Below are 12,798 nucleotides of genomic sequence, written 5' to 3'. Positions count from 1 at the left end.
TGTCACTATTCGAAACGGTCCATATGGGCGAAGTTTTTGGCTTCGGCAACCCAACCCTCACGCCCTTGCTTGTCCCGAATTTTTACCCACCACTGGTTCTGCGGTGACCGGCCGTATCTGATCTCTTTGCGCGCATAGTCATAATCGAGAATGTAGGTTTTGCCCTTGTACCAGAACAGGCTATTGCCTTCGCCCAGTCCGCCGAGGATATAAAGCGTTTCCCCTGCCTTCATATTCAGCAGCGGCCCTTTTCCCTCCTCGTTGTAGCCCAGCTTGACCGATCTGAGTATCTCAACGATCCCCGGTTGTTCGGTAATGACAACCCCGGTCAGCCCTTCCACCTGCTGGCCGCGGGGTAGCCGGAACAGCGCTTTGGCCGTCAGGGATGGCTCGGCTCTGACGATCACCTCTTGCTTGGTGGTCCACGACTGATAGGTACAACCTTCAAACGGGCAGCGACCCCAGTCGTAATAGGGCAGGCGCGGCTTTTCATCAGAACTTACAGTCGCAGCAAACAACGACAACAACAGCAAAAACAGTCTCATGAATTTACCTGTCCGGCGGGGCGCTCACCCGCCGGTTTGATGAATGGGGCCGCACTATATCTCAAGAGACCAAAATCCATCAAAGCAGCGGAAGTATTGATTTTCACCGCAATAAAACGGGGGCCCATTGGTCATGGGAGTAGGGGGCACAAGAGGTCGAAGCGCGGCGGGAGCGGATAGCCCGCTCATTTGCCTTGTGCCTATGGGCATCTCTCGTTCGGGCACGCGTTTGGTATTACTGCTATCGGCACTTCTTCTCCCTCTTATGACCATCAGCCAGGCTGTGGCGATCAACGCGCCACTGCGGGGATGTGTCTTCCAGCTGGCGCCGCTGGTCACCATCGATCAGCAGGGCAAGGTCTCCGGGCCGGTGATCGACTACTTTCGCCGTCATATCGAACCCGCGATCGGGCGCACCATCGAGTGGCAGGGGCTCAATGTGGCGCGGCTGCTCAGCAACCTCGAGAGCGGCGAGTGCGATCTGACCCCGTTGCTGAGCTACAGTCCCGAGCGTGCTCGTCACTTTCTCTATATCGACTCCCACCTGTTGCTGCTGCGGCCAGTGCTGGTGGTACTGGTGCCATCGCGACTTCACTCGGTCGAACGGCAAGAAGATCTCTTCGGCACCACCATCGGCTGGTCGAGTCAGGCGATCGTGCCGCCGCTGTTGCAGCATCCGCAGATCCATATCGACACCCTCTCCCAGCTCAGCTGGGAGCATGGCAACATGCAGAAGTTGCTACGCGGGCGGATTGATGCCGCGCTCTTCTCCAACGATATTTCTGCCAACCATTTTCGTGCCAAGCTCCCTGCGGCGACCCGCCTCATCTACCTGCCGGTCACCCCGCTGCAGGTGCATATCGTGCTGAACAAGTCGTTGGGGGATGGCAATCCCGAACTGGTGCAGCGTATGCGTCAGATGGTGGAGCGGGTGCCGCTCGCCTCGCTGGTAGAACCAACCCCGCGGCTGTGGGGGCGTTGAGAGGGGGTTGCGTGCAATAATCTACAAGCCCAAGGCCCGCTTCTGGTGTATCTATAACCCATGAATACCACCGATTCCCTCATCCGCTACTGGCAATCCCCGCACCTGCCGGGGGTCGAGCTGTCACACTCCCACCACAGGGCGTTCAGCTATGGCCGCCATGTCCATCTCGACTACCATATCGGGCTGGTGCAGCGGGGTGGCCAGAAGTTTATCCACAAGGGGAACAGCCACCATCTGGTGCGCGGGGTGCTATCTACCGTCAATCCGGATGAGGTGCACGACGGCCTCAGCCTGCTGCCGGAAGGGTACGAGGTGCGGGTCTTCGCCATCGATCCGCAGCAGCTGATGCTCTGGCTGCCGGAGCAGCCGGAACCCTTCTTCGACAAGGGATTGCAGAGCCGCCCCGACCTCTATCAGGGCTTTGCCCAGCTGCACGGCTATCTCGACAACCCCAAGGCCGATGGCCTGCTGATCGAGAGCCAGCTGCTTGCCCTGCTGGGGGAGCTGCTGCATCTGGCCCCCGAGGTACACCAGTTGGCGGATCCCCAGTTGCGATTCCTGCGCGACTACCTGATGGCCGCCCTCGACGAGCCCCACTCGCTGGAAGAGCTGGCGGGGCTGCTTGGGCTCGATCGCTTCGCCTTCCTGCGCCAGTTCAAGAAGCGCAGCGGCATGACTCCCTACGCCTGGCTGAAACGGCTGCGGCTGGAGCAGGGCAAGCGGCTGCTGGCGAGCGGCATGGCGGTGAGCGAGGTGGCGCTGGCGGTCGGCTTCTTCGATCAGAGTCACTTCCACCACGGCTTTCGCCAGGCATTCGGTCTGACACCCGCCGAATTTCGTGCCCAGATGCAATCTTTTACAAGCCGCGCCCCCCGCTGATCCGCCATGCTGGCGCTCCGTCGTTAAAGCGAGAGTTGTTATGCTGACCAGTCTGTTCGTTACCCTCGGCCTGATGCACCTGATTGCACTGGCCAGCCCCGGCCCCGATTTCGCCCTGATCCTGCGCACCAGCCTGCACCGGCCGACCGCTCTTGGCGCGGCGCTGGGCATCTCGTTGGCGATCATGGTGCACGCCACCCTGAGCCTGACCGGGATCAGCATGCTGATCGCCAGTCACCCGCTGCTGTTTATGGTGATCAAGTGCTGCGGCGCCCTCTATCTGGGCTGGTTGGGGTGGGGCGCCCTGATGGCGGCTCGCCAGCAGAGCAGTACCGTGATGGCCAGCGCCGCCAACGAGCTGCGCGGCTGGGGCAGGGGCGTGCGCACTGGCCTTGCCACCAATCTGCTCAACCCCAAGGCGCTGGTGTTCTTTATCGGTCTGCTGGCCGCCATGGTGACGCCAGAGGTGGATGGAATGACCCGCAGCCTGCTGGTGGGCGAGCTCTTCATCATCTCCCTCTGCTGGTTCGGGCTGCTGGCGTGGAGCCTCTCCACCGATCGTGCCCAGCGCCGGCTGCTGCGGGTGCAGCGGCCGCTCAATCTGGTGACCGGCGTGCTGTTTGCGGTGGTCAGCCTCTCCATTCTGGCGAGCATGGGGGCCGAGCTGATGGCCTGACGAGTCGGCGCATGGGCCTATACTCCAACAAGGTTTACCTGTCAGGAGTACCCGGCCATGCGTCTACTGCCTCTTTGCTGGTTGTTGGGGATGACCCCGGCGCTGGCGGCCCCGGTTCAGCTCAAATTGCTGGAGTGGGGCTATCTGCCTGCGGGTTATGAACAACAGTTTGCCGACTACGCCAAAACCCATGGGGTGGAGGCGACGGTCAGCCGGATCGAGCCGCTGCTGACCGATTTCGACAGCGTCTACCGCGCCCTGCGCACCCGCAGCGCCGATGTGGTGCTGCCGACCAGCTACTTTTACAAGGCCCATCACCAGCCGCTGTTCAAGCTGCTGCTCCCCATCGATTTCAGCCGCCTGCAGCACTACGCCGAGGTGAAGCCCGCCCTCAAGAACACCGAGTATGACAAGCAGGGGGAGCGCAACTACTCGGTGCCCTTCTCCTACGCCATGTTCAGCCTCGCCTATGACAGCAAGCAGGTGCCGCAAGCGCCCACCAGTTGGCAGGTGCTCGCCAACAGCTCGCCGCCGGGTCAGTTTGCCGAGTTCTGCGACCAGTTCGAGCCGCTGCTCTTTTCGGTGCTGCTCTCGCTGGGCAAGTCGCCCGCCCTGTTTGCCAGCGGCGAGATGCTGGCCGACAAGACCTTGCAGCAAGAGGTGGAGCAGCAACTCTCGCAGCGGCTGCGAGCCAGTCGCGGCTTCTGGTTCAATCAGGCCAACCGCTGCGAGGATCTGCGCCAGCAGACCTTTGCCACCACCTGGGGGCTGGAGCTGGTGGAGTGCAATAAGCAGAACGAGCAGCAGTGGCGGATCGCCATGGTGCAGGAGGGGGCCATCTATGCCCTCGATGCGATCTCCATCGCCCGCCATGTTGACGATGATCCCGCACGGCTCAAGGCCGCCTACCTGCTGGTGGATTTTCTGCTGAGCGCGCCGCTGCAACGCCAGATGCTGGTGGGCACGCCCACCATTTCGGCCAGCAATATGGCCTCCCGGCCGCCCCTCAGCCCGCAGGAGCAGGCGGTGCTGCCGGATCGCCCGCTGCCGGAGTTTGACGAGCGGCTGCTGGTGCCCGCGTTGCCCGCCCATATCAAGAATCGCTACAAACGGATGGTGCAGCAGGCGATCGTCGCCAGCGGCAAAGAGGGGCTGGTCAAGCAGTGCCCCTGGGATCTCGATAACTGATGAATGAGCCTGCCTCTTCTCCGGCGGCAGGCAAGTTTGCGCAAGATGGCTGATGATCGGTCATCACCCGCTCCAGGGTATTCCCCCGTTCAACTCACGCCGCTCGCGGGCTCACATCGTTTGAAAAAACTGAGCGCTTACCGCAGCCCCATTTAGCCGGATTAAACAACCGAACCCTCGCCAGATTGCCGTTCGTACCCTGGCTGACCCTGTACAAAAGTGCCTCAATTGTGACAACTTGGATGTGAGCTGAACAATCCTGATCTGTCCCTTGTGGGAAGGTGATGAATAGGTTATTTCTCTGTGACATTGGCGGCATCCGGCACGGGTTCTCCAGCCATGTGGTGCGAAATCCACAGCAAAAACAAACAGTAAAATGCAGGAGCAAATATGAAAAAGGTCGTGATGGTTGCCGTGGCTGCGGCCCTGCTGGGTGGCTGCGCCGTCAAGAATCAGGTATCCCACAGCTTGCAGGCGATCCCGCTGACTGCCTTCCAGCAGAGCGAGAGCAACCCCAATCAGCGTGTCTACAAGGAGCCGGGTGTTGATCTGCGCCAATACAATGAGGTGCTGCTCGATCCGCTGCAGTTTATCCGGCAGGAGAACGGTCAGTGGTATCTGCTGACCGCCAATGAACAGAACCAGATTGGCCGCTACTACCACGACAAGTTCCAGAGCGAGCTGATCAAGCAGGGCGTCAAGATCGCCTCCGCCCCCGGCCCGAAAGTCATGCGGATCCAGGCCGCTGTCACCAACTTCGACCTGACCCGCCCCGACCCCAAGCTGCGTGACCTGCTGCCGGCCAAGATCGCCATCAATGTCACCCGCGAAGTGATCGGCAAGGAGCCCTATCTGCTCAAGGTGGGCAGCATGGCCCAGCTGCTCGACTCCCGGAGCGGCAAGCTGCTGGTGCGTGTGATGGATGCCCGCGAGAGTACGGATACCACCCACAAGGATGAGCCCATCACTGCCGAGGAGATGGAGAAGATGATCGACCAGTGGGCTGCCAGCCGCGCCAAACAGCTGGCGGACAATCTGGGGCGCTGATCGATTGGTGCGTCCAAGCGGGGCGCTGCGGGAGCCTTTTGGGCTGCAATAATGGTAAGATGTTGATAAGGTGGTCATTTTGCAGGCAGGAGAAAATGATATGAAACGTGTGTTGTTACCCATCCTTGTTGCTGGCCTGTTGAGTGCCTGCAGCACCTCGTCACCCACGCCTGAGTGTGCGCCGATGGCGGGTGGCTGGCAGAGTCAGCCGTTGCCCAATGCTGAAGGGGAGGCTGCGCTGGCCAGCGTGCTGGCTCGCATGAACACGGCCGCCAAACTGCAGAGCATCCGCGAGGTGCGCAGCCAGGTGGTCTCCGGGGTCAACTACGACATCGAGTTCCAGCTCGACAACGGAGAGGTGTGGAACACCCGTGTCTATCGGGATCTTGCCGGCAACTACCAGATGACCCGCACGGCTGCACAGGGTGAGCTTCCTCCCTTGCCTTGCGTCAAGGCCAAGTAATTCCTGCTTGTTGAGCCCCTCGTCAGAGGGGCTCATCTGACCAGAAAATTTCTGCTTTTCTCCCCGCATTCTGACAGTCAGGATGACCCTTCCCGTGACTGCATCCTCATGGAAAAGGAACCGCTATGAATCGCCACCCCTGCATCAAACACTGGAGCGAGCTGCAAGAGCAGACGCCGCGCTACTACTCCGGCAGTCAGGAGCCCCTTTCTCGCGGCTGCGCCCTCGGCAAACACTTCGGCTTTAGCCGCATCGGCATTCACCACGAGATCGTCGAGCCCGGCCATCGCACCAGCTGGCCCCATGCCGAGAAGACCGAGGACGAGTTTGTTCACGTGCTGGAAGGGACGCCGGATGTCTGGCTCGATGGCGTCCTCTATCGGCTGCAACCGGGCGACTCGGTGGGCTTCAAGGCCGGTGACGGGCTGGCCCACGCCTTTATCAACAACACCGAAGAGACTGTCCGGCTGCTCTGCATTGGCGACACGGATCGGGAGGACAACCGCATCCACTACGCCGTGCATCCCGAGCGCAATATCACCCTCGGCAAGCTGCACTGGGATGATGTGCCCGAACGTGAGTTGGGTGATCACGACGGCCTGCCCGACAAGCTGCGCGAGCGCAACGGCCCCTTCTAGGGGGCAGCCCTTCTGCACACCAGCCCAGTACCACCCGATATAAAAAAGCCTGCCGCTTGGCAGGCTTTTGCTATCTGTTTGCCGCCTGTGGCGAGCGGCGCTTATTGCAGGTTGAGCCCGCCCAGATAGTCACGCTTGCCGAGATCGACCCCGGCGCGGCGCAGCAGGGCGTAGGCCATGGTGAGGTGGAAGTAGAAGTTGGGAATGCCGTACTCATGGACGCAGGTATGGCCATCCATCCCCTTGCCGCCCGCCCAGTGGGGCACGTAACGGCCGCTGGCGTACTGGCTGTAGTCCGCCTCCAGCTTGCCTTGCAGATAGGTGATGGTCTTGCCGATATGGGCGCGCAGATCCGCCATGGTTTTGGGATCATCGCCCATGGCCGGCAGCTCGCTGTGGCTGGCGGTGGCGACCACGGCGCGGGCCGAATCGCAGCAGATCAGCACCTGCTTGCTGAAAGGCAGCATATCGACGATCAGCCGATCGCCGAAGAAGTTCTCCACGTTGAACTGCTTCGCCGTGGCGTGGGCCTCGGCCTTGGCCAGACAGTGATCCAGATTGGTCAGCATCTTGATGAACTGGGCGGTAATGTCGCGATTCATGAGCACTCTCCATCTTGTTGAAACAGCGGCCCGCTTGCGCGGCCACGGTGAATGAGACTGGCTAATCGGCCACCAATATACCCCAACCGCTGCCGGGTTCGAGCCCGCCACGATGAAAAGGGCAGGGCAGCGCTACTTCGCGCGACAACCGTTGGCCAAGGGGCCATGCTCGCTTTCTGAACCTGTGAGTCCCTTATCGCCCCTTTTTTGATCTGTGACATAAATCACCTTTTTTCAGGGGCGTAGGCTGAATGCCGTTGTCCTGGACAGACGCCTGCGCATCCGCCAGGACACAAGAAAAGGAGAATGAGATGAAGATCTATGACCGGAACCGAAATGTGCTGAACCAGGGTCAGCGCGTCATGATTGCCGCCACTGGCGCAGTCGATTTTCTGAAAGAGGCCCACACCGACAACATGACCCCCTATCAGGCGGAGCATGAGAAGTGCGTGCTGCTGGCAAACTCCGGAGAGCGCTACGCCCCCATCGAGTTGATTAGACTAGGCTGATCCCTTTCCCTGTCACCCTACTCTTTACAATTCACCCGGCCGCCGCGCCCCATCTGGCGGCCGGGTTTCTGAGTTCCCCCCTTCATCCCACCAAATGCTGGAAAATTGAACCGGGTCACACCCCAACCGATTTGAGCGATTGTCAGCCAGCGCAGGCTCATGCGAACCTTTAAACCCCGTTAACTCACTAAAAAATAACGACTATGTTCAGGCAAATAATGATGAGTGCCGCCCTGCTGTCAGCGGCGCTGCTTTCCGGTTGTGCTTCCGTACCCATGGCCGATGCCACTGCAGATGCGCAGGCCAAGCAGTTTGTGGCGCCCAAGGATGCGGCCAACCTCTATATCTATCGCAACGAGACCTTCGGTGCGGCGGTGAAAATGCCGCTGCTGGTGGATGGTATGGCGGTCGGCGATACCGTGGCCCACACCTACATCCTCAAGCAGGTGACGCCGGGCAGCCACACCATCACCTCCAAGTCGGAGAACGATGCCACCCTGACCCTCAGTACCGAGGCGGGTAAAAACTACTACGTATGGCAGGAGGTCAAGATGGGCCTGCTGATGGCCCGCTCCAAGCTGAGTCAGGTCAGTGAAGAGGAGGGCAAGCAAGGGGTGATGGAGAGCAAGTTGGTCAAGTGACCAGAGGCTTTCACCAAAAACAAGGCGTAGCTCCACCAGTTACGCCTTTGCCCGAAAGTGGGTGTTCCAGATTTCCTGTCCATGTAGGTTCGATTAGCGAAGCGTAATCGGACGATCGCGTAAGTAACATCCGCATCATCACGGCCTGCAAGCAGAGCGAAGTAAGGCAAGGCTATGCTTGGCTTTTCGGCCTCAACGAGGGGAAAAGGATGGCCAATTGGCGGCGGGCATGGTGGCCCGGAGGAACCTGGTTCTTTACCGTCAACCTGCTGGAGCGACGCAACAACCGGTTGCTGGTGGAGCAGATCGACCTGCTGCGCCGCAGCGTTGCCAAGGTGCAACAGGCTCACCCCTTCGCCATTCACGCATGGGTGGTGTTGCCCGACCATCTCCACTGCATTCTCTCTTTGCCGGAAGGGGACACCGATTTCCCCCTGCGTTGGCGGCTGATCAAAAGCCACTTTTCCCGCGCCTTGCCGGTCAATGAGCGGCGCAGCCAGACGCGGTTACGTCACGGGGAGCGGGGCATCTGGCAACGCCATTATTGGGAACATCTGATCCGGGATGAGCAGGATTACCGCCGCCATATGGATTACGTCCATATCAACCCGCTCAAGCATGGTCATGTCACGCGGGTGGCCGATTGGCCGTATTCCACCTTCCATCGTTATGTGGTGAGCGGCGTCTATCCACCGGATTGGTGCGGGTCGGTGGATGGGGCATCGGGGGGATTGGAGTGAACCCTAAAAGGGTTGTTCCGTTGTAAGCGACCGATAATGCGAACGTCTTACGCGATCGTCCGATTACGCTTCGCTAATCGAACCTACGGTCCTACCTACCGTAAGAAAGAATCTGGGGTACATAAATACTGTGCTTCAAATCGATCTTTAATTTGTAGGAAGCTAAAGCGAATGCTGCATTCAAGGACTTTTCTGCTGAATCCTTATCCACTTTCTCATTTCGATGCGCAAAACCATTTCGTGCATTCTTAGCTTGCGTTATCAATGCAATAACAGATGAATACTCACGATAGTTAGCAGTGCTTTGTACTTTTGATAGCATGTCATCAAACTTCGGTGAGTTCCCATTTTTATTCATGTTGCCATTTGCTTCTCTTAAGAAAATATCAAGTATGATATGCTCTATGATAAACCAAGAGAGAATTAATGAGGTGCTGTAGTCACTATTTAAATACTCGCTTTCAGATTTTGATAGAATGTTTAAGCATTCAATCCCCTTCTCATCTAAACGTTCTAAAACATCAAAAGCCTTTTTGTATGCATCAACATAAATTTGGCCATCTCGACTTTCTAATTCTTTGAACTCAAGATTCATAGCTGAGGTTACATTAGGGCATGTCGGGATGAATGTTGTTGGCTCATCAAGGTTTTGACCGCTTTCACCGAAGAATTTAATGCACATAGTTTCATGAATGGTGATTTCTATTGGGATAATTGGCGTGGCACAGCCTGAAGTGTAATCCTTTGATGTCAAAGCTAGTAGATAGTTATAGACATTAGCGACCTTAATTAAATTTTTACGCAATTCAACAGTTTTGAAAAAGTCATCCTCTTGTGTTGTTGCTAGTCTCTTTGTGTTGCTTGATATCCAAACCATACCCGGTCTTGTTACTATTATAGAAAGATCTTTCCCTTCAGCAGCAAAAACCACCTCTCTTATAAAAAGAGATTTATCTTTTCTGGCATTAAAGTCATACCAATGCTCATCAGCATCTACTACAACCCAAACATATGGTTTTGGTGTAAAACCTAAAAAGTAAACGTTATTCATTAGCGTTGCCTGGTAATTAATTTTAATGCATTAATAACACTTGTTGTAACCTGATGCCAGCATCGTAGGTTCGAATAGCGAAGCGTATTCGGACGATCGCGTATTTAAAGTTGTCGCGATGGGTCATATAAAAATCAACCCGGCCTAAGCCGGGTTGATTGCATCAAGCGCGGGACAAATCAAAGCGCTTCCAATCTGGCATACGCCGTCACCAGCCACTTGGCGCCGACGTCGTCGAACTGGATCTGCACCCGGCTCTGCTGGCCGACCCCTTCGAAGTTGAGTACCACCCCTTCGCCGAATTTTGGATGGAGCACCCGCTGGCCGAGCTTGATGCCGCTGGCGTCGAAGCTCTGCTGCACCTCGTTCTGGCTAAAGCGGCCGTACTGGGTGGGGCGGCTGACCTGAGTGCGCAGCCGGATCTCTTCCAGACATTCGGCAGGCATTTCGCGGATAAAGCGGCTCGGCTTGTGGAACATCTCGCGGCCGTAGATGCGGCGGCTCTCGGCATAACAGATGTAGAGCTTCTCCATGGCGCGGGTCATGCCGACGTAACAGAGGCGGCGCTCCTCCTCCAGCCGGCCCGACTCCTCGGTCGATTGCTGGCTGGGGAACATGCCCTCTTCGACGCCGACCAGCAGCACCAGCGGGAACTCCAAGCCCTTGGCGCTGTGCAGGGTCATCAGCTGCACCGCGTCGGCATATTCGTCCGCCTGATTCTCGCCGGATTCCAGCGCCGCGTGGGCGAGGAAGGCGGAGAGATCGCTCATATCCTCCAGCTCGTCCGAGCGCTGGTACTGGCGGCAGGCGGTGACCAGTTCGTCGAGGTTCTCTACCCGCGCCTGGGATTTCTCGCCCTTTTCCGCCAGATACATTGCCTTGAGGCCGGAGTTCTGGATGGCGATATCCGCCTGCTGGTGCAGCGGCAGCATGGCGACCTGCTCCTCCAGCGCGTCGATGAGATCGACAAAGCCGCGCACCGCGTTGCCGGCGCGACCAGTCAGCACCTTGTCGTTGAGCAGCGCCTTGGCCGATTGCCACAGGTTGAGCCCCTGATCGCGGGCGTTGCCGCGCAGGATCTCGAGGGTGCGATCGCCGATGCCGCGGGTCGGGGTGTTGACCACCCGCTCGAAGCTGGCGTCGTCGCCACGGTTGTTGATAAGCCGCAGGTAGGCCATGGCGTCTTTAATTTCCTGTCGCTCGAAGAAGCGCAGGCCGCCGTAGATGCGATAGGGCATGGCATCCTGCATCAGCGCCTCTTCCAGCACCCGTGACTGGGCGTTGGAGCGATAGAGGATGGCGCAGTCGGCCAAGAGCCCGCCCTTTTCCTTCCAATCCTTGAGGCGGCCGACCACGAAGCGCGCTTCGTCCACCTCGTTGAAGGCGGCATACAGCGAAATCGGCTCGCCCTCGGCCCCTTCGGTCCACAGCTCCTTGCCAAGGCGCTCGGCGTTGTTGGCGATGACGCTGTTGGCCGCTTTGAGGATATTGGCGGTGGAGCGGTAGTTCTGCTCGAGGCGGATGGTTTCGGCGCCCTGATAGTCGGTCAGGAAGCGCTGGATGTTCTCGATCTTGGCGCCGCGCCAGCCGTAGATGGACTGGTCATCGTCGCCGACGATCATCACCTTGCCGCTGTTGCCCGCCAGCATCCGCAGCCAGGCGTACTGGATGCCGTTGGTATCCTGAAACTCGTCCACCAGGATGTTCTGGAAGCGGTCGCGGTAGTGCTCGAGGATGTGCGGCTTGTTCAGCCACAGCTCGTGGGCGCGCAGCAGCAGCTCGGCAAAGTCCACCAGACCGGAGCGATCGCAGGTCTCCTGATAGGTCTTGTAGATCTGCTGATAGGTGCGGGTGACGGGGTCGCCGTAGAGGTCGATGTCACCGGGGCGCAGCCCCTCGTCCTTCTTGCCGTTGATGTAGCCCATCACGGCGCGCGGGGCCCAGTGCTTCTCGTCGAGGTTGAGCGCCTTGAGCACCCGGCGGATGAGGCGGTACTGGTCGTCGGAGTCGAGGATCTGGAAATCCTGCGGCAAGCCCGCATCCAGATGGTGGGCCCGCAGCAGGCGGTGGGCGATGCCGTGGAAGGTGCCGATCCATATGCCGCGCACGCCGTCGCCGATCACTTTTTCGACCCGGCCGCGCATCTCGGCCGCCGCCTTGTTGGTAAAGGTGACCGCGATGATGGAGAAGGGTGAACAGCGTTCCACCTGCATCAGCCAGGCGATACGGTGCACCAGCACCCGGGTCTTGCCCGAACCGGCACCGGCCAGCACCAGCAGGTTGCTGCGGGGCGCCGCAACGGCATCTCTTTGCTTGTCGTTGAGCCCGTCGAGCAGGGTTGAAACGTCCATCACCACTCCTGTTTATTTATACAGGCGGGGATTATACGGCCTGAGCGGCCAGAGACCAACCAGCAGGATCAACGAAGGGGGCGGTGATAATCTCGATATTGGCCCAACACATCGCCAGAAAAGCTCAATAGCATGGCGCGTGGGGAATCTAGCACTTGATGGACGGGATCAAAACGAAGTACTGCTGCGTGCAAACGGCCTTCAGGTAAGGTCACTTCCGTGTCGCCCATCATGAGTTGGCCATCTTGATAATATCCATGCTGGAAGTGCACGATGACATCATTCACCATCAAGGTACCCAGCTTGAGCTGCAGTGACTCTCGTTGCATCTCTCGCAACGCAAAGAGACTGGACAGTGACGGACGCCCATCGGGCATCCGCTGCATATATTCCCGGGTAGTTAATTGATATTGCAATTGACCCTGACGATCGAAGACACGTTCCCGATAATCCTTGTAGCGTGCCAACATACCGGCAGCTTGC

Annotated in this window: 15 protein-coding genes; 10 read left to right on the top strand and 5 right to left on the bottom strand. The window is 58.5% G+C overall.

Annotation, left to right across the window (positions count from 1 at the left end):
- Positions 1-5 precede the first annotated feature (5 nt).
- Positions 6-545 carry a hypothetical protein gene (locus tag AB5Y86_RS14790; protein WP_115544248.1) on the bottom strand — a complete coding sequence of 180 codons (540 nt, stop codon included), beginning with the start codon at positions 543-545 and terminating at the stop codon, positions 6-8.
- Positions 546-810: 265 nt separating this feature from the next.
- On the opposite strand from AB5Y86_RS14790, the gene AB5Y86_RS14785 reads away from it, so the two are divergent.
- The 7 genes from AB5Y86_RS14785 (at position 811) to AB5Y86_RS14755 (ending at position 6,421) form a co-directional block, all read left to right on the top strand.
- Complete coding sequence (locus tag AB5Y86_RS14785) at positions 811-1,527, top strand: substrate-binding periplasmic protein (protein WP_368193199.1); 717 nt, start codon at positions 811-813, stop codon at positions 1,525-1,527.
- 60 nt (positions 1,528-1,587) lie between these two features.
- On the top strand, positions 1,588-2,409 hold the full coding sequence (locus AB5Y86_RS14780) for an AraC family transcriptional regulator (protein ID WP_368193198.1): 822 nt from the start codon (positions 1,588-1,590) through the stop codon (positions 2,407-2,409).
- Between the two features lie 40 nt (positions 2,410-2,449).
- Entirely contained in the window at positions 2,450-3,085 is a 636-nt protein-coding gene (locus AB5Y86_RS14775) for a LysE family translocator (protein WP_368193196.1), read from the top strand.
- Between the two features lie 57 nt (positions 3,086-3,142).
- Positions 3,143-4,273, top strand: coding sequence for a PotD/PotF family extracellular solute-binding protein (locus AB5Y86_RS14770; protein WP_368193195.1), 1,131 nt, complete (start codon positions 3,143-3,145; stop codon positions 4,271-4,273).
- 390 nt (positions 4,274-4,663) lie between these two features.
- Complete coding sequence (locus AB5Y86_RS14765) at positions 4,664-5,320, top strand: DUF3313 domain-containing protein (protein ID WP_064335116.1); 657 nt, start codon at positions 4,664-4,666, stop codon at positions 5,318-5,320.
- Positions 5,321-5,420: 100 nt separating this feature from the next.
- Complete coding sequence (locus AB5Y86_RS14760) at positions 5,421-5,783, top strand: cystatin domain-containing protein (RefSeq protein WP_026034886.1); 363 nt, start codon at positions 5,421-5,423, stop codon at positions 5,781-5,783.
- Between the two features lie 125 nt (positions 5,784-5,908).
- A complete protein-coding gene (locus tag AB5Y86_RS14755; protein ID WP_005357028.1) occupies positions 5,909-6,421 on the top strand; it encodes a cupin domain-containing protein in 513 nt (170 codons plus the stop codon).
- Positions 6,422-6,522: 101 nt separating this feature from the next.
- Here AB5Y86_RS14755 and AB5Y86_RS14750 read toward each other — a convergent pair whose 3' ends face one another.
- Positions 6,523-7,023, bottom strand: a complete 501-nt coding sequence (locus tag AB5Y86_RS14750) for a DUF1993 domain-containing protein (protein WP_368193193.1) — start codon at positions 7,021-7,023, stop codon at positions 6,523-6,525.
- Positions 7,024-7,334: 311 nt separating this feature from the next.
- On the opposite strand from AB5Y86_RS14750, the gene ydfZ reads away from it, so the two are divergent.
- The 3 genes from ydfZ to AB5Y86_RS14735 all read left to right on the top strand — a co-directional run bounded on the left by ydfZ (position 7,335) and on the right by AB5Y86_RS14735 (position 8,913).
- Positions 7,335-7,532: a putative selenium delivery protein YdfZ gene (gene ydfZ / locus AB5Y86_RS14745; protein ID WP_005357022.1), complete on the top strand. Its 198-nt coding sequence runs from the start codon at positions 7,335-7,337 to the stop codon at positions 7,530-7,532.
- Between the two features lie 203 nt (positions 7,533-7,735).
- Entirely contained in the window at positions 7,736-8,173 is a 438-nt protein-coding gene (locus AB5Y86_RS14740) for a DUF2846 domain-containing protein (protein WP_017788673.1), read from the top strand.
- A gap of 209 nt (positions 8,174-8,382) precedes the next feature.
- Positions 8,383-8,913, top strand: a complete 531-nt coding sequence (locus AB5Y86_RS14735; RefSeq protein ID WP_368193192.1) for a transposase — start codon at positions 8,383-8,385, stop codon at positions 8,911-8,913.
- Positions 8,914-9,004: 91 nt separating this feature from the next.
- Here the strand turns inward: AB5Y86_RS14735 and AB5Y86_RS14730 are convergent, their stop codons facing one another.
- The 3 genes from AB5Y86_RS14730 to AB5Y86_RS14720 all read right to left on the bottom strand — a co-directional run bounded on the left by AB5Y86_RS14730 (position 9,005) and on the right by AB5Y86_RS14720 (position 12,785).
- Positions 9,005-9,964: a hypothetical protein gene (locus tag AB5Y86_RS14730; protein WP_368193191.1), complete on the bottom strand. Its 960-nt coding sequence runs from the start codon at positions 9,962-9,964 to the stop codon at positions 9,005-9,007.
- 179 nt (positions 9,965-10,143) lie between these two features.
- The gene (gene uvrD / locus AB5Y86_RS14725) at positions 10,144-12,315 is read right to left on the bottom strand and encodes a DNA helicase II (protein WP_368193189.1); all 2,172 of its coding nucleotides are present in this window, start codon (positions 12,313-12,315) and stop codon (positions 10,144-10,146) included.
- Between the two features lie 68 nt (positions 12,316-12,383).
- Positions 12,384-12,785: a hypothetical protein gene (locus tag AB5Y86_RS14720; RefSeq protein ID WP_193860939.1), complete on the bottom strand. Its 402-nt coding sequence runs from the start codon at positions 12,783-12,785 to the stop codon at positions 12,384-12,386.
- Positions 12,786-12,798: the final 13 nt, after the last annotated feature.

This window comes from Aeromonas sp. s8 (assembly GCF_040907785.1).
Classification (GTDB): Bacteria; Pseudomonadota; Gammaproteobacteria; order Enterobacterales; family Aeromonadaceae; genus Aeromonas; species Aeromonas veronii.
Note: the sequence above shows the minus strand (reverse complement) of the source record. Positions and strands in the feature narration are given on the sequence as shown.